Annotated in this window: 13 protein-coding genes; 4 read left to right on the top strand and 9 right to left on the bottom strand. The window is 63.0% G+C overall.

Going from position 1 to position 17,038, the window contains the following annotated elements:
- The first annotated feature begins 103 nt into the window (after nucleotides 1–103).
- Nucleotides 104–1,729 carry a methyl-accepting chemotaxis protein gene (locus CCOS864_RS28910; protein WP_115084936.1) on the top strand — a complete coding sequence of 542 codons (1,626 nt, stop codon included), beginning with the start codon at nucleotides 104–106 and terminating at the stop codon, nucleotides 1,727–1,729.
- A gap of 96 nt (nucleotides 1,730–1,825) precedes the next feature.
- On the opposite strand, the gene gbcB is transcribed toward CCOS864_RS28910, so the two are convergent.
- Nucleotides 1,826–2,926 carry a glycine-betaine demethylase subunit GbcB gene (gene gbcB, locus CCOS864_RS02605; protein ID WP_115084935.1) on the bottom strand — a complete coding sequence of 367 codons (1,101 nt, stop codon included), beginning with the start codon at nucleotides 2,924–2,926 and terminating at the stop codon, nucleotides 1,826–1,828.
- A 286-nt stretch (nucleotides 2,927–3,212) separates the two neighbouring features.
- Here gbcB and gbcA point away from each other — a divergent pair, with 286 nt between their 5' ends.
- Complete coding sequence (gbcA, locus tag CCOS864_RS02595; protein ID WP_115084934.1) at nucleotides 3,213–4,505, top strand: glycine-betaine demethylase subunit GbcA; 1,293 nt, start codon at nucleotides 3,213–3,215, stop codon at nucleotides 4,503–4,505.
- 677 nt (nucleotides 4,506–5,182) lie between these two features.
- On the opposite strand, the gene etfB is transcribed toward gbcA, so the two are convergent.
- The 6 genes from etfB to CCOS864_RS02565 form a co-directional block, all read right to left on the bottom strand.
- Entirely contained in the window at nucleotides 5,183–5,953 is a 771-nt protein-coding gene (gene etfB, locus CCOS864_RS02590; RefSeq protein WP_115084933.1) for an electron transfer flavoprotein subunit beta, read from the bottom strand.
- Nucleotides 5,954–5,968: 15 nt separating this feature from the next.
- Nucleotides 5,969–7,192 (bottom strand): electron transfer flavoprotein subunit alpha, encoded by a 1,224-nt coding sequence (gene etfA / locus CCOS864_RS02585; RefSeq protein ID WP_095163124.1) that lies wholly within the window; start codon nucleotides 7,190–7,192, stop codon nucleotides 5,969–5,971.
- Nucleotides 7,192–9,141: a dimethylglycine demethylation protein DgcB gene (dgcB, locus tag CCOS864_RS02580; RefSeq protein WP_115084932.1), complete on the bottom strand. Its 1,950-nt coding sequence runs from the start codon at nucleotides 9,139–9,141 to the stop codon at nucleotides 7,192–7,194. Before dgcB ends, etfA begins: the two co-directional genes overlap by 1 nt.
- 167 nt (nucleotides 9,142–9,308) lie before the next feature.
- Nucleotides 9,309–11,369 (bottom strand): dimethylglycine demethylation protein DgcA, encoded by a 2,061-nt coding sequence (dgcA, locus tag CCOS864_RS02575; RefSeq protein WP_115084931.1) that lies wholly within the window; start codon nucleotides 11,367–11,369, stop codon nucleotides 9,309–9,311.
- Between the two features lie 15 nt (nucleotides 11,370–11,384).
- On the bottom strand, nucleotides 11,385–11,915 hold the full coding sequence (locus tag CCOS864_RS02570) for a 4-vinyl reductase (RefSeq protein WP_010221341.1): 531 nt from the start codon (nucleotides 11,913–11,915) through the stop codon (nucleotides 11,385–11,387).
- A 75-nt stretch (nucleotides 11,916–11,990) separates the two neighbouring features.
- On the bottom strand, nucleotides 11,991–12,968 hold the full coding sequence (locus CCOS864_RS02565; protein ID WP_115084930.1) for a dipeptidase: 978 nt from the start codon (nucleotides 12,966–12,968) through the stop codon (nucleotides 11,991–11,993).
- Nucleotides 12,969–13,218: 250 nt separating this feature from the next.
- On the opposite strand from CCOS864_RS02565, the gene CCOS864_RS02555 reads away from it, so the two are divergent.
- On the top strand, nucleotides 13,219–14,430 hold the full coding sequence (locus CCOS864_RS02555) for a serine hydrolase domain-containing protein (protein ID WP_244211875.1): 1,212 nt from the start codon (nucleotides 13,219–13,221) through the stop codon (nucleotides 14,428–14,430).
- 3 nt (nucleotides 14,431–14,433) lie between these two features.
- On the opposite strand, the gene CCOS864_RS02550 is transcribed toward CCOS864_RS02555, so the two are convergent.
- Both CCOS864_RS02550 and CCOS864_RS02545 read right to left on the bottom strand, forming a co-directional pair.
- On the bottom strand, nucleotides 14,434–15,723 hold the full coding sequence (locus tag CCOS864_RS02550; protein ID WP_115084928.1) for an ATP-binding protein: 1,290 nt from the start codon (nucleotides 15,721–15,723) through the stop codon (nucleotides 14,434–14,436).
- Nucleotides 15,724–16,431, bottom strand: a complete 708-nt coding sequence (locus tag CCOS864_RS02545; RefSeq protein WP_115084927.1) for a winged helix-turn-helix domain-containing protein — start codon at nucleotides 16,429–16,431, stop codon at nucleotides 15,724–15,726.
- Between the two features lie 191 nt (nucleotides 16,432–16,622).
- Here CCOS864_RS02545 and CCOS864_RS02540 point away from each other — a divergent pair, with 191 nt between their 5' ends.
- Nucleotides 16,623–17,024, top strand: coding sequence for a lysozyme inhibitor LprI family protein (locus CCOS864_RS02540; protein WP_115084926.1), 402 nt, complete (start codon nucleotides 16,623–16,625; stop codon nucleotides 17,022–17,024).
- Nucleotides 17,025–17,038 lie beyond the last annotated feature (14 nt).

The raw sequence follows: 17,038 nt of genomic DNA, 5'->3' as shown, positions 1-17,038 counted from the left end.
TTTCATCTTCACCCGCTCAAGTCTTTTCCCGGCCGACCGATAGGCATGGCAGTCCTGAATCTGCCGCACGGATAACGTGCCCTTTCCCCTCCTGGATACCACCATGTCCCTACGCAACATGAATATCGCCCCGCGCGCGCTTCTGGGCTTTGCTCTGATCGGTGCGCTGATGCTGGCCCTGGGTCTGTTTGCCCTGAACCAGATGAGCAAGATTCGCCAGGCCGGCGAAACCATCGAAACCTCGACGGTGCCGAGCATCACCAACCTCGACCAGTTGACCCAGCTGACCCTGCGCCTGCGCACCTTGTCGTACCGCCTGCTGCTCAACCGCGAAGCCGGCACCCTGCAGGCCACCCTCAAGCTGATCGACCAGCGCAACCAGCAGATCGACGAAGCGCGCCGGGTGTACGAGCCGCTGATCTCCGGCAACCAGGAGCGCTCTGCCTACAACCAGTACGTGCAGCTGCTGGGCCAGTACCGCCAGCTGGAAAACCGCATGCGCCTGGCGTCGCAGAACAATGACCTGGAGACCCTGCGCAACCTGATCAACCGCGACATGCTCGACAGCTCCGAGCAGATCAACAGCGTCATGGATCAATTGATCAGCATCAACACCGAGCAAACCAGCGAGATCAACCGCACCGCCGCCGACCAGTACTCCAACGCTGTTGCCCTGGTGATCGGCTTGCTGCTGGCTGCCACTGCCCTGACCCTGATCTGCGCCCTGCTGCTGACCCGCAGCATCGTCAAGCCGATCGACGAAGCCCTGCAGGCGGCCGAACGCATCGCCGAGGGCGACCTGACCCGCAGCATCCAGGCCGAAGGCCAGGACGAAGCCGCGCGCCTGCTCAAGGCCATGGCCAAGATGCAGAACAAGCTGCGCGATACCCTGCAGCAGATTTCCGGCTCCGCCACCCAGCTGGCGTCGGCGGCTGAAGAGCTGAACAGCGTCACCGACGAAAGCGCCCGTGGCCTGCAGCAGCAGAACAACGAAATCGAACAGGCCGCCACCGCCGTCACCGAGATGACCAGCGCCGTGGAAGAAGTGGCACGCAATGCCGTGAGCACCTCGGAAGCCTCCAAGGAAGCCACCCGCTCGGCCGGTGACGGCCGTGACCTGGTGATGGAAACCGTCAGCGCCATCGAGCGCATGAGCACCGACGTGCAAGGCACCGCCGAACTGATCGGCAATCTGGCGGAAGAGTCGCGCGATATCGGCAAGGTGCTCGACGTGATTCGCGGCCTGGCCGACCAGACCAACCTGCTGGCCCTGAACGCCGCCATCGAAGCGGCCCGTGCCGGTGAAGCCGGCCGTGGCTTTGCCGTGGTGGCCGACGAAGTGCGTGCCCTGGCCCACCGTACCCAGCAGTCGACCAGCGAAATCGAACGGATGATCGGCAGCATCCAGGGCGGCACCGAGCAGGCGGTCAACTCCATGCGCAACAGCACCGAACGCGCCGAGTCGACCCTGAACATCGCCCGCGGCGCCGGCCTGGCGCTGGAAACCATCACCGGTGCGGTCGCCGAAATCAACGAGCGCAACCTGGTGATCGCCAGCGCCGCCGAAGAGCAGGCCCAGGTCGCCCGCGAAGTGGACCGCAACCTGGTCAACATCAACGACCTGTCGGTGCAGTCGGCCACCGGCGCCCACCAGACCAGCGCGGCCAGCGCCGAACTGTCGCGCCTGGCGGTGGACCTGAGCGGGCTGGTGGCACGTTTCAGCGTGTAAGCCATCGCGGGTCACGTCGAGGCGTCGCACCGCCGCTCCTTCAGCGGCTGTAGGAGCGGCGGTGCGACTTGCCCCGCGATCAGCCGCTACTCAGACTCAGTACTCAATCCGTACATCACCTTTCGGCACACTGCAGCACGAGAGGATATACCCCTCGGCCTCATCTTCTTCGGTGATGCCGCCGTTGTGCTCCATCTCCACTTCCCCACCCAGCTTGAGCACCTTGCAGGTGCCGCAGATGCCCATGCCACAAGCCTTGGGGATCATCAGCCCGAGCTTGGCCGCCGCCGCGTGCACAGTCTCGCCCGGGGCCACGCGGATACTCTTGCCGGTAGCGGTGAATTCCACCTGGTGCAGGTCGCCGGCGTCCACCTCGGCGGCTTCGGCGGCCTGTTCGGCGTGTTCCACAGCATCGGCCTTGACCTCGGCCGGGGTCGCGCCGAACGACTCCTCATGGTAGCGGCTCATGTCGTAGCCGCTGCTTTCCAGCAGGCGCTTGACCGCGTTCATGTACGGCGTCGGGCCGCAGCAGAATATCTCCCGCTCCATGTAGTCGGGGGCGATCAACTCCATCAGCTTCTGGTTCAGGTAGCCGCGGTAGCCCGCCCAGGGCTCGCCCAGGCCATGCTTCTCGCAAATGATGTGCAGGCTGAAGTTGTCGATCCGCGAGGCCATGTGCTCCAACTCGCGGTGATAGATGATGTCTTTCGGTGAGCGCGCACTGTGGACGAAGACCATGTCGACATTGCCGTTGGTGTCGTAGAACCAGCGGGCCATGGACATCACCGGGGTGATACCGACACCGCCACTCAGGTACAGCACCTTGGGGCTGGGGAAATCCATGGCGTTGAACAGCCCCACCGGGCCGTGCACCGCCAGCTCCTGGCCTTCGTGCAGGGTGTCGTGCAGCCAGTTGGAGACCTTGCCGCCGGGCACGCGCTTGATGGTCACCGAGAAGCTGTAGGGCACCGACGGGGAGCTGGAGATGGTGTAGGAGCGCATGATCGGCTCGCCGTCGATCTCCAGCTCCAGGGTGACGAACTGCCCGGGCTTGAAGAAGAACATGATCGGCTGGTCGGCCATGAAGCAGAAGGTGCGCACATCCCAGGTTTCCTGGATCACCTTGACGCAACGGACGATGTGGCGGCCGTTGGCCCAGGTCTGGGTGCTGACCGGATTGAGGAAGCTGTTGGACATGCTCGTCTCCACGGCCGACTGCGGCCTGATGGCTGCGATTCTGCTTAAGCCGCGCAGGCAACACTTACCCATCCGCGACATTGGCGTGCTTATCGCGACCAGCCCCCGGCTACAGGGGCTGGCGCGTCGGAAACGGATCTGATCATGTCGCCCATGGATATGGTTCAAGCGCTCTTCGAACGCACACTCCATCGCAAATGATCCTGCTGTATTTGTGCCTTGCGTCGCCATAACAACGATTAGCCACTTTCACCGGCCACAAGCACTGGCCATGAGGACCTACACGATGGACGTCACCGCAACTTTGAGTCTGGGCGATCCACTGGAACCTGCACGCAAGGCCACCGCCGAGATGCTGCAGAGCCGCGAGCGGACCTTCTCGCTGCCACAGCCGTTCTACTGCGACGAGCGCCTGTTCCAGATCGACATGGAAGAAATTTTCCAGAAGGAATGGCTGATCGCCGGGATGACCTGCGAAATCCCGACCAAGGGCAACTTCATCACCCTGCAGATCGGCAAGAACCCGATCCTGGTGGTGCGCGGTGCCGAAGGCCAGGTGCATGCCTTCCACAACGTCTGCCGCCATCGCGGTTCCCGCCTGTGCACCAGCGACAAGGGCAAGGTCGCCAAGCTGGTCTGCCATTACCACCAGTGGACCTACGAGCTGGACGGGCGCCTGCTGTTCGCCGGTACCGAGATGGGCGCCGACTTCGACATGAAGCAGTACGGGCTCAAGCCTGTGAACGTGAAGACCGCCGGTGGCTACATTTTCATCAGCCTGGCCGAGAACCCGCCAGCCATCGATGACTTCCTCGCCACCCTGACCCACTACATGGAACCCTACGACATGGAGAACACCAAGGTGGCGGTGCAAACCACCTTGATGGAAAAGGCAAACTGGAAGCTGGTGCTGGAAAACAACCGCGAGTGCTACCACTGCAGCGGTTCGCACCCTGAATTGCTGAAAACCCTCCTGGAGTGGGACGACGTCACCGACCCGCGCGCCGACCAGGCGTTCAAGGACCACGTCGCCGCCTCGGCCGCCGCCTGGGACGCCGAGAAGATCCCCTACGCCCACGCCAGTTTCGGCCTGCGCAACCGCATCGTGCGCATGCCGCTGCTCAAGGGCACGGTGTCGATGACCCTGGACGGCAAGCAGGGCTGCCAGAAGCTCATGGGCCGGATCAAGAACCCGGATCTGGGCTCGATGCGCATCCTGCACCTGCCGCACTCCTGGAACCACTGCATGGGCGATCACATCATCGTCTTCACCGTGTGGCCAATCAGTGCGCAAGAGACCATGGTCACGACCAAGTGGCTGGTGCACAAGGATGCGGTTGAAGGTGTCGACTACGACCCGGCGCGCATGCGCCAGGTGTGGGATGCCACCAACGACCAGGACCGGCGCCTGGCGGAAGAGAACCAGCGCGGGATCAACTCGACGGCGTACCAGCCGGGGCCTTATTCGAAGACCTACGAGTTTGGGGTGGTGAACTTTGTCGATTGGTACAGCGAGCGGATGCTGAGCAACCTGGGGGCGGCACCGGCGCCTTACCTCAAGGGTGTGGCTGCGCAGTAAAGCGGGGCCGCTTTGCGGCCCATCGCCGGCAAGGCCGGCTCCCACACAGGTGGTGTGTACACCTGCAAACCCTGTGGGAGCTGGCCTTGCCAGCGATGGGGCCGTACCAGCCTGTACAAATTTTGACCACCTACCGCAATCCCCCGGCCCCACTGGGCCCGTCAACACAGCAAACACTTTATCCACAGGACAGCCCACAGCTAATGTGGGCAAGTCGTTGTTTTTCCCGCTAAATTTTATTGGTCAATATTTGATCAATTCTCTGCACGCTTTTAAATACAAGACTCACAGCGGAAGGCGAACACCTTATCCACAGAGACGCCAACAGACTTTGTGTGCAAAAGTCCAAGCCCCGAAAAACCCTTGTGGATAACGCTTCGAGAAGCCGAAACACTGGGCCTGTACAAGTAAAAATGACACAATTGAGTGTTTTTTGATCAACCGTGCGCAGCCCTTGCCCCACGGGCCTCTCAGCCATGGGCGAACATATTATCCACAGACCCGCCAACAGCGATTGTGGGCAAACTCATCGCCGGCCAGGGAAGAAAACCTCGAAAAATCCGCAACTTAGCCTGATCATTTTTTGACCATAACGCCGAAGGGCACGCAATGCGTGCCCTCCAGCCATGCACAAACACTTTATCCACAGATCGGCCAACAGACTTTGTGAGCAACTGTCAGCGCAGCACACCCTCTTCCACCAGCAGCTTGAGGATGGCTTGTGCACCGTCCTGAGGGCTGACGTCCTTGAGTACTTGCCCACCGCCGCCACTGGCCTTGGCGGTGGCGGCTTTCATGCGGTCGGCGCCGCTCTTGGCCTTGATCACTTTGAGGCGCTTGGGCCGTGGCTTGGCCGGTTGCAGTTCGGCACTTGTGAATAACTCGTCTTCGATGATTGCCACCTGGCGCGCGGCCAACACCCCACGCCGCGCCGGGCCAAACGCGCTCTGGCGCGGCTTGGGCGCGGCGTTATCCACAGTGGCGAGCAACGGCAGGCGCACCTTCAAGCGGCGCCGCTGGCCCCGTGGCAGGGCCTGCAGGACCTGGGCCACGCCGTTGTGGATAGACTCCACTTCGGCAAGGCCCACCACCAGCGGCCAGCCCAGACGCTCGGCCAGCAGGAATGGCAGCATCCCTGAGCCTTCGCCGGTTTCCGCCTGGCTACCGGTAAGTACCAGTTGCGCACCGGCGTCGCGCAGATAGTCGCCCAGTACGCCCAGGGCATCGGCGCCTTGCGGTTGTTCCAGCACGTCAATGTGTTCCAGGCCCATGCCCAGGTAGGCGCGCAAGGCCGGCTCCTGCGGGTCGCCGGCATGCAGCACCTGCAAGTTATCCCCAGCCAGCTGCAGGCCCAGTTCCACCGCCCGGGCGTCCTGTTCGGCGCGGCGGCTGCGGCCGGAGCTGGGGTGGGCACCGATTGAAACCAGACTGATGACCTTGGTGTGCATAGTTATCCCCTGCCCTTAGGCCGCATCGCGCTTGGCGTCGTTGCGGTAGTTTTCCACAGCCTCGATCAGCGCCTGGAGAATCGCCGCGCTGTCGCCGATCACCGACAGGTCGGCACGCTTGATCATGTCGCAGCCCGGGTCCATGTTGATCGCCACCACCTTGTCGCAGGCCCCGATGCCCTGTAGGTGCTGGATCGCCCCGGAAATACCCACAGCCACATAAACCCGCGCGGTCACCCAGGTACCGGTAGCACCGACCTGGCGATTGCGCGGCATGAAGCCGTCGTCCACGGCCACCCGCGAAGCGCCTTCGGTAGCGCCCAGCGCAACGGTGGCGCGGTGGAACAGGTCCCAGTCCTTGACGCCGTTGCCGCCCGAGACGATGAACTCGGCCTCGGCCATGGCAATGGCGGCCGGGTCGACGGCCACAGGGCCGAGGTCTTCAATTCGCGACAAGCTGCGCACAGCGCTTGTGGATAACTGCACCGGCAAGGCTTCGTGGCGAGTTTCGCTGACCGGTTCCGCGCATTCGGCAGCCGCCAGGATCAACCGTGGCAGGCCGCGGATCAGGTCCTGCTGGCCAGCGCCGGCGCGGCCGCTGCATTGCCCGTCCTTGACCTGCCAGACGCGCGTAGCCGGGCGTTCGCCAATGGCCGCGGCAAAGCGCCGGCCCAGCTCGCCGCCACCGGTACGACTGTCCGGCAGCAGCCAATGGCGTGGGCTGTACTGGTTATCCACAGCGCGCAGCCCCTGCACCAGTTGCTCCGGCGCATAACCTGCGAACTCGTCGCCTTCGATCACCAGCAGGCGATCGACGCCGGCTGTGGAAAAGTTGCTTTCCTTGTGTTCGCCAAACACCATCGCCAGCACCGCACCGTCACTGCCGGCCAGGCTGCGGGCCAGGCCCAGCAGGTCGCGGTCGTGGCTGCCCAGGCGGCCGCCGACCATGTCCGGGACCACGGCGATGTAGAACGCCGGCTGCGCCACCTGGTGCAGCGGCAATTGCACCGCCGCTGCTGCCGTGCGCTTGCTGCTGCCGCCCTGCTGGGCGCCGCTGCGATCGATGCGCTTGATGCCGTTGGGGCCGATGAAGCCGACCCCATGGGGGTTCTTGCGGATGATGCCGTTGGGCCCCATCCAGCTGTGCTGTTGGCCCTGCTGCATGGCCGCGTGCAGCGGGTGCAGGCGGTTGCGGGCGATCCACTCGGCGCGCGGATCACGGCGAATAATGTCGCTCATCAGTGCACCTCCGCGGGTTCACGCTTTGCCGGGGCGGGTTTGCTCGCCTGGGCCGGTTCTTCGAGAATGGCGTCGGCGACCAGCTCCGCCAGGTCCTTGATCAGCGGACGCGGCTCGACCACGCCTTCGAGCATCGCCGTGCACTGTGGACAACCCACGGCCACCAGCTCGGCAGCGGTTTCGCGGATGTCGTCCATGCGCATGTCGGGGATCCGTTGCTTGCCAGGAATATCGGTAATCTGCGCGCCGCCGCCACCGCCGCAGCAGCGCGAGCGAAAGCCCGAACGCTGCATCTCCTTGACCTCGATACCGAGGGCGCGCAGCACTTCACGCGGCGCCTCGTACTCGCCGTTGTAACGACCCAGGTAGCACGGGTCGTGATAGGTCACGCTGCCGCCCTTGTGCTGGCCAAGGTTGAGCGCACCAGCGGCGATCAGTTCGGCGATGTAGGTGCTGTGGTGCTGCACCAGGTAGTTGCCGCCGAAGGCACCGTACTCGTTCTTGAGCACATGGAAGCTGTGCGGGTCGCAGGTGACGATGCGCTTGAAGTTGTACTTGGCCATGGTCTGGATATTGCGCCTGGCCAGTTGCTGGAAGGTCGCTTCATCGCCCAGGCGCCGGGCCACGTCACCGCTGTCGCGCTCTTCCAGGCCGAGCACGGCAAAGTCCACTTGCGCGGCTTTCAGCACTTTGACAAACGCCCGCAGGGTGCGCTGGTTACGCATGTCAAACGCACCGTCGCCGACCCAGAACAGCACCTCGGCGGTCTTGATGTCGCCGAGCAGGTTGAGGTTGAGGTCCGCCGCCCAGTTCATCCGCCCGCCCGGGGCAAAACCGCCGGGGTTGTCGGTGGCGATCAGGTTGTCCAGCACCTCGGCGCCCTTGTTCGGCGTCGCGCCTTTTTCCAGGGTCAGGTGACGGCGCATGTCGACGATGGCATCGACGTGCTCGATCATCATCGGGCACTCCTCGACGCAGGCGCGGCAGGTGGTGCACGACCACAGGGTCTCGGCGTCGACCAGGCCGTTGACGATCGGCTGGTGCGGGTTGCCACCATGCTCGCCGATCGGTTTGCCAGGGTACGGGCTGCCAGCGAACTTGGCATCGGTGCCGCCGGCCAGGCCGACGACCATGTCCTGGATAAGTTTTTTCGGGTTCAGCGGCTGGCCTGCGGCAAACGCCGGGCACACCGCTTCACATTTGCCGCACTGCACGCAGGCATCGAAACCGAGCAGCTGGTTCCAGGTGAAGTCCTTGGGCTTTTCCACGCCGAGCAGGGCTTGTGGATCTTCCAGATCGATGGGTTTGAGCCCGGTCGAGCGACCACCGCCAAAGCGCTCGGCGCGCCGATGCCAGGCCAGGTGCAGGGCACCGGCGAAGGCGTGCTTCATCGGCCCGCCCCAGGTCATGCCGAAGAACAGCTCGGACACGCCCCACAGCACGCCAATCCCCAGCAACGCCACCAACAGCCAGCCGCCGAAGCCCTGCGGAAGAATCCCGGCCACCGGCAAGGTGGCGATGAAGAAGCTCGCGGCAAACACCAGCAGGCTTTTCGGCAGGCGCATCCACGGGCCCTTCGACAACCGTGAAGGCGGGTTGAGGCGGCGTTTGTAGACGAACAGCGCACCGCCGAACATCAGCACGGTGGCGAACAGCAAGGCAAACCCAAGGATCTTGTTATGCAGGCCAAAGCCATGCACCAGGATCGCCAGCACCGCTGCCAGGACGAAGCCGCCAGCCGTGGCCACGTGAGTGTTGGCCATGTACTTGTCGCGGGCGACCACGTGGTGCAGGTCGACCATATAGCGCCGTGGCATGGCCAGCAGGCCGCCCAGCAGATCGACCTTCGACGGCCGACCCTGGCGCCACATCCGCACGCGCCGCAGCGCGCCAAGGACGGCAAGGCCCAGGGCGGCGAACAGGAGGATGGGGATAAGGGTGTTCAACATGGGAAGCTCCCAAAAGACACTTCAGTGCCTTGCCAGGGGATCACTGTGGGAGCTGGCCTTGCCAGCGATGCAGACACCGCGCAACAACAGACACGGCGTCGATCCCATCGCCGGCAACGCCGGCTCCCACAGGGGTAGTAACACACCAGCATTCAGTTGCCGGTCGATCAGAAATCCTTGCACAGGCGCAAGGCGTCGTAGATGGCCGCGTGTGTATTGCGCTGCGCCACGCAGTCACCGATGCGGTACAGCAGGTAGCCTTCGCCCGGTTGGCTGAGGATCGGCTGCGGCTTGATCGCGAACAGGGCTTCGATATCGATCTGGCCCTTGTTCCGCGAACCTTCCTTGAGCCCGTAGTACAGCGCCTCGTCCGGCCGCACGCCGTTCTCGATCACCACCTGGTCGACCACCCGCTCCTCTTTGGCGCCGGTGTATTCGTTCTCCAGCACCGCCACCAGCTTGTCGCCCTCGCGGTAGACCTTTTCCAGCATCAGGTCGCCGGTCATGATCACTTCCTTGGGGTACATGCTGCGGTAGTAGGTCGGGAACGACGTGCCACCGATGGCCACGCCCGGCTTGATGTCGTCGGTGACGATCTCCACCTGGCTGCCTTTGTCGGCGATGTAGTCGGCCACCGACATGCCGGTGAATTCGCAGATGGTGTCGTACACCAGCACGTTCTTGCCCGGCGCCACCTTGCCGTCGAGCACGTCCCAGCTGCTGACCACCAGCCCTTCGGCGGCGCCCCAGTGTTCGTTCTGCTCGATGTAGGGATGGCCGCCCACCGCCAGCACGATAATGTCCGCACGCAGGTCCTGGATGGTCTCGATATCGGCCGCAGTGCCCAGGCGCAGGTCGACCTTCAGGCGCGCCAGCTCCAGCTGATACCAGCGGGTGATACCGGCGATCTGGTCGCGTTGCGGCGCCTTGGCAGCGATGCTGATCTGCCCGCCGATGGCGTCTTTCTTCTCGAACAGGGTGACGTCATGGCCGCGTTCGGCCGCCACGCGAGCGGCTTCCATCCCCGCAGGCCCGGCGCCGACCACCACCACCTTGCGCTTGGGCCCGGTGCTTTTCTCGATGATGTGCGGCACGCCCATGTATTCACGGGAGGTTGCCGCGTTCTGGATGCACAGCACATCCAGGCCCTGGTACTGGCGGTCGATGCAGTAGTTGGCACCGACGCACTGCTTGATCTGGTCGATCTGGCCCATCTTGATCTTGGCGATCAGGTGCGGGTCGGCGATGTGCGCGCGGGTCATGCCGACCATGTCGACATAGCCGCCTTCGAGGATGCGCGTGGCCTGGTTGGGGTCCTTGATGTTCTGCGCGTGCAGCACCGGAACCTTGACCACTTCCTTGATGCCGGCCGCCAGGTGCAGGAACGGCTCGGGCGGGAAGCTCATGTTGGGGATAACGTTGGCCAGGGTGTTGTGGGTGTCGCAGCCCGAACCGATCACGCCGAAGAATTCCAGCATGCCGGTGGCATCGTAGTACTTGGCGATTTCTTTCATGTCCTCGTGGCTGAGGCCATCGGGGTGGAATTCGTCACCGCAGATACGCATGCCCACGCAAAAATCCGGGCCCACTTCGGCACGCACGGCCTTGAGCACTTCCAGGCCGAACTTCATTCGGCCTTCAAAGGTACCGCCCCATTCGTCGGTACGTTTATTGACCCGCGGGCTCCAGAACTGGTCGATCATGTGCTGGTGCACCGCCGACAGCTCGACGCCGTCCAGGCCGCCTTCCTTGGCCCGACGCGCGGCTTGCGCGTAGTTGCCGATCACCCGCCAGATCTCTTCCGGCTCGATGGTCTTGCAGGTGGCACGGTGCACCGGCTCGCGCACCCCAGACGGCGACATCAGGGTTGGCCAGTTGAAGCCGTCCCAGCGCGAGCGGCGGCCCATGTGGGTAATCTGGATCATGATCTTGGCGCCATGCTTGTGCATGGCATCAGCCAGGTTCTGAAAGTGCGGGATGATGCGGTCGGTCGAGAGGTTCACCGAGGCCCACCATTCCTGCGGGCTGTCGATCGCCACCACCGAGGAGCCACCGCAAATGGCCAGGCCGATGCCGCCCTTGGCTTTCTCTTCGTAGTACTTCACGTAGCGCTCGGTGGTCATGCCGCCGTCGGTGGCGTAGACCTCGGCGTGCGCGGTGCTCAGTACCCGGTTGCGGATGGTCAGTTTGCCGATCTGGATCGGCTGGAACATTGCTTCGAAAGCCATGGCGGGATCCTCGACTTACAACGGCTTGACGATGAACAGGCCATCGTCGTGGCCTTCTTCCGAACCGCCGTAGACCTGCTCGGCGACCGTACGAATGTTGCTGCCGCGGGCCGCCAGGATCTGGTCCATGGCCCCGGCGAACCAACCGGTGAACATGTAATCGACCTTGCGCCCGACCTTGCCGTAGACATAGACGAACGCTGAGTGCTCGAGCTTGACGCTGGCAGTGCCCTTGTCCAGGTCAATGTCCTGGATCTTGAACAGGCCCCAGCCGCGCTGGGACAGGCGCTTCATGTAGTGTTCGAACACCGCCACGCCCTCCAGGCCGTGGCATTCAGCCTCTTTCTCGCACCAGTGCCAGGCGGACTTGTAACCGGCCTTGTAGAGGATCTCGGCATAGGCGTCGGCGCCCAGCACTTCCTCGATACCCATGTGGTTGTTGACGAAGAAATGCCGCGGCACGTACAGCATCGGCAGGGCATCGCTGGTCCAGACACCGGTTTCGCTGTCGACTTCGATAGGCAATTGCGGGGCGATCTTGGCCATGGAAACTCAACTCCAGAAATTTTGGTTGGCTGCCCCTGCGCCTGTGGCAGGGGTCGGAAGACGGTTACTGGCGGCTTATTCGCCCCAGACATCCTTGAGCACGTTGACCCAGTTCTCGCCCATGATCTTGCGCACCACGCGCTCGGAATGGCCGCGCTTGAGCAGGGTCTCGGTGAGGTTGGGGAATTCGCCCACGGTGCGGATGCCCAGCGGGTTGATGATCTTGCCGAAGTTGGTCAGACGCCGGGCGTAGCCCTTGTCGTGGGTCAGGTATTCGAAGAATTCCTGGCCGTGGCCCTGGGTGAAGTCGGTACCGATACCGATGGAGTCTTCACCAACGATGTTCATGGTGTATTCGATGGCTTCGGCGTAGTCATCGATGGTCGAATCGATGCCCTTGGCCAGGAACGGCGCGAACATGGTCACGCCGACGAAACCGCCGTGGTCGGCAATGAATTTGAGCTCTTCATCGGATTTGTTGCGCGGGTGCTCCTTGAGCCCGGAAGGCAGGCAGTGGGAGTAGCACACCGGTTTTTTCGATTCGAGGATGACTTCTTCGGAGGTCTTGGAACCGACATGGGACAGGTCGCACATGACCCCGACGCGGTTCATCTCGGCGACGATCTCGCGGCCAAAGCCCGACAGCCCGCCGTCACGCTCGTAGCAACCGGTGCCGACCAGGTTCTGGGTGTTGTAGCACATCTGCACGATGCCTACGCCCAGCTGCTTGAACACCTCGACATAGCCGATCTGGTCTTCAAAAGCATGGGCGTTCTGGAAGCCGAAGAGGATGCCGGTCTTGCCCACTTCCTTGGCCTTGCGAATGTCGGCAGTGGTGCGTACCGGCATCACCAGGTCGCTGTTCTCGCGGATCAGCTTCTGGCTGGCGGCGATGTTGTTGACCGTGGCCTGGAAGCCTTCCCAGACCGACACCGTGCAGTTGGCCGCAGTCAGGCCGCCCTTGCGCATGTCCTCGAACAGCTCGCGGTTCCATTTGGCAATGATCAGCCCGTCGATAACGATGCTGTCTGCGTGTAATTCGGCTGGGCTCATCAGGCTGTCCCCTTTATTGGTAAAACCTGCGCCGAATCGTCTGCCGGCGCTTTGGGGCCAGCATATGCCTAGGGGCAATGTCGCCCAGATGCAAAAACGACAGGGGAATTGCCGAAAGCGTCAAAGAGCGACAAAGGGCTGCTTTGACCGCCTGCACCACAGTCTTTAACAGTTTTCCGACAATCCGCTCAAAGATTGCCGACCGCCTCTGCCCTAGCATGAACTGCCCCCCATTGCGCCCAGGTGCCCCATGCTTCGCCTTGCCTTTCTGTTCAGCCTGCTGCTCGTCAACTCCGGCTGCAGCGAGCGGGCACCCGCAAGCCTGCAGCCGATCCGCCAGGGTGACTATCAAGCGGTGATCGAACAGTTGCGCCAGAGCATCCCCGAGCAGATGCGCAAGAACCATGTGCCGGGCCTGTCCCTGGCGCTGATCGACGGCCAGACGCTGGTCTGGGCCGAAGGTTTCGGCCTGGCTGACGAGGCGCTGCAAATACCCGTGACCCCCGCCACGGCGTTCCGCGCCGGCTCGCTGTCTACGCTGTTCACCGCCAGCGCCACTTTGCAACTGGTCGAACAACAGCGCCTGAACCTGGATGCCCCGCTGTCGCAGACCCTGCCGGAGTTTCGCGTGCGTTCGCGCTTTCATGCCGATGCCCGCGGTGCTGACCGGGCTATCACCCTGCGCCGTTTGCTCAGCCACCAGGCTGGGCTACCCAGCGAATTTTTGCCGAACCTGCACAGCGCTGATCCATTGACGCACCTGCCGCAAAAAGCCGGCGAGCTGTGGCTTAACCATCCCCCCGGCATGCAGATGGCCTATTCCAACCTGGGCTTCACCCTGCTCGGCGCCGCCATCGAGCGCAGCAGCGGGCAACCCTTCGAAACCCGCCTGCAGCAGCACTTGTTGAAACCCCTGGGCATGGCGCACTCAAGTTTTATCGGCACCAGCAGCCTGCAGCCCTACCGCGCCCGCGGCTACCTGCAGGGCCAGCGCAGTAAGGACCCGGAAATTCGCGACCTGCCGGCTAGCGGCTTGTGGACCACGCCTCGGGATGTCGGCCAGTTCGTGCAAATGCTGTTCGCCCAGGGGCGCTTCGACGGTCGGCAAGTGCTCAATCGCCAGTCGATCGAACAGATGTTCCGCCAGCACAATCGCGCTAATGGGCCGGACGTCGATTGCCCGATTGGCCTGGCCTGGTACCTGGGCCCTTGCGGTGATCCACGTATAGGGCCGCAACTGCAGCAATGGCAACACAGCGGTTCGACCGGAGATTTTGCTGCGCAACTGAGCGTGCTGCCCGAGCCGAAACTGGCAGTGGTGGTGATGGCCAATGCCGATACCGCCGAAGCGCTGGTCAGCGACCTGGCCACCCAGGCCCTGCGCCTGATGCTGCAGGCCCACGGTAGCCAGCTGGCTTGCCCGCGCGACTGTCAGCCGAGCTTGCCGCCGCTGCGGCTCTGAACCTCAGGCTTCGTTGTGCGGCCAGCTCAACACGAACAGGGCGCCGCCACCGGCGCAGTCACGTACTTGAGCGTGGCCCTCGTGCCACTGCGACACTCGCCGGACCAGCGCCAGGCCAAGACCGTAGCCACCGGTGCGGCGATCGCGGCTGGTGTCCAGGCGGGTAAACGGCTCGAAGATCTTCTCCCGGGCGACCAAGGGCACGCCCGGGCCGTCGTCTTCGACAAACACCTGATACAGGTCGCCTTCGCGTACCAGGCTCACCCGCACTTCACGCTCGGCGTAGCGGATGGCATTACGCAGCAGGTTGATCACCGCCCGTGCCATGAACCGCGGCTCGATGCGAATGTTTTCAACCGTACAGACACTCAGCGTCAGCGCTACACCAGCGGCTTCCGCTTCCAGGGCGACGCTGCCAAGCACGCTGTCGATCCAGTCGGCGGCCTGGATGGTTTCGCGTTTGATCTGCGCCGCACCATGCTCAAGGCTGGCGTAGGTCAACAGCTCGGAGACCATCTCCTCCAGGTCGCCCAGGTCGGCATGCATATCGTCGATCAGCGGGCCACAGGCGCTCTGGTCGGCCAGGCGGCGCAACTGTTCCAGTTCGAAGGTCAGCCGCGCAATCGGCGTACGCAGCTCATGGGAAACGGCATTGGTCAGCTCGCGCTGGTTGGCGATCAGGCCTTCGATACGCCCGGCCATCTGGTTGAAATGCTCGGCCAGCTCACGAATGTTCGAGCGCCGCGACAAATGGATGCGCGAACGCAAGTCATTGTCACCAAAACGCTGGGCCGCCAGGCGCAAGCGCTCAAGGTCGCGCCAGTGCGGCCAGACCCAGCAGAACACGGCAATGCCGAGCAAGCTGGCGAACATGGCGTAGGCACTGACGGTAAAGGCTGTGGTCATGCGTAAATCGGGCGGCAAACTGACGCTCAACAACTGGCTGCCATCATCGATGGGAATGATGAAGCGGCTGACATCATCGGAAATCAGCATCTGCCCGTCGGCCAGTAACGCCTGATCTTGCCGGCCCAGTTGCAACTGGCTGGCCTCGACCAACTTGAGAGTCATCCCGTAGTGAGGCTGCAGCTCATTCAGGCGCTGCGGACGTTGTGCAGCAGGCAATGGCCGCAGTTGCTCCACCAGGCTGTAGGCCGGCCCGCGCATCGACTCGCGATAGTAAACATCGTCGCTGGTTTTCAGGTACCAGTCGAAAAACGTGTTGATCGACGGCACTGCCAGGGCGAAGGCTATGACCAGGGTGATGAACAAGCCGAGAAACAACCGCAGCATCTACAGCTCCCAGGCAAAAGGATTGAACAGGTAACCCTTGCCCCACACCGTCTTGATGCACACCGGCTCGCGGGGGTTGTCGCGCAATTTGCCGCGCAGCTTGCTGACATAGACATCGACGCTACGGTTGAAGCCGTCAAAGGCAATGCCGCGCAGGCGATTGAGGATGTCATCGCGCGACAGGGTCTGCCCGGCGGCACTTGCCAGCAGCCAGAGCAGTTCGAACTCCATGGTGCTCAACTCGATCGGTTCGTCACCCAGATGCGCTTCGCGACTGGCCCGGTCGATGCTCAAGTTCCCGAAGCGCAAGCTGTCGCGCCCAAGCGGCTCGCTGCCCTGGCGGCGCTGCAGGGCGCGCAGGCGCGCCAGTAGCACCGGTGGCTTGATAGGCTTGATCACATAGTCATCGGCACCGGACTCAAGGCCAAGGATATGGTCCAGGTCGTCCTCGCGGGCAGTCAGGATCACGATCGGGGTGGCCGCCTGGCTGCGAATCGCCCGGCACACCTGCAGGCCGCTCAGGCCCGGAAGCATCAGGTCGAGCACCACCAGCGCGGGCTTGAAATGCACAAAGGCCTCCAGTGCCTGGTCTCCACGATGCACGCAGTGCACCTCGAAGCCGTGTTCGGCCAGAAAGTGCGCAACCAGGCCAGCCAGTTTCAGGTCATCCTCGACCAGCAGTACCTTGATCAGTCCGGGGCTTTCCATGGCGTTTCCACAGGGTAGTCTGGATAAATGACAAAACGCCGAGTTTATGTGCGCCTTTATGAAACGTCTGTGAATAAGTGTTCACTCAGCCTGCACGCTTTTTCACAGGTGCAACGGCTACCCTGTTCTTTGCTGCGGCGCTGAGCGAGAATCGGCGCCCATGTTCGCGAAGCTTCCGGAGGATGTCGCAGATGAGAACGATGGTAGGGCTGGCCCTGGTATTGCTGGCATTCGGCGCCTATGCCGAGGACGACGAAAGCACCCCGTGCGACAACGTCGAAACCGACCAGCAAAGCTATGAATGCGCTCAATACAGCCGCACCACCGCTGAACGCGAACTCAATGCCGCTTTCGATGACCTGCTGCAACGCATCGGCGAGCAGTACGAAGGCCAGGACGCCAAGGTCGCCGACCTGAGCAAGCGCCTGCGTGACGCCGAAGCCATCTGGAAGCAACTGCGCGATGCCGATTGCAAGGTCGAGACCTTTGACGTCAAGCCCGGCAGCAAAGCCTTCGAAACCGCGCAGAACACCTGCCTGGCCCAGCGCAGCGACGATCGCTCGGAGTACCTGCAATCGCTCGGCCTGCAATAACCCCTGTCCTGAGG

Source organism: Pseudomonas wadenswilerensis, from assembly GCF_900497695.1.
In the GTDB taxonomy this organism is placed as follows: Bacteria; Pseudomonadota; Gammaproteobacteria; order Pseudomonadales; family Pseudomonadaceae; genus Aquipseudomonas; species Aquipseudomonas wadenswilerensis.
The sequence above is the reverse complement of the archived record's forward strand: the minus strand, read 5'-3'. Positions and strand labels throughout refer to the sequence as shown.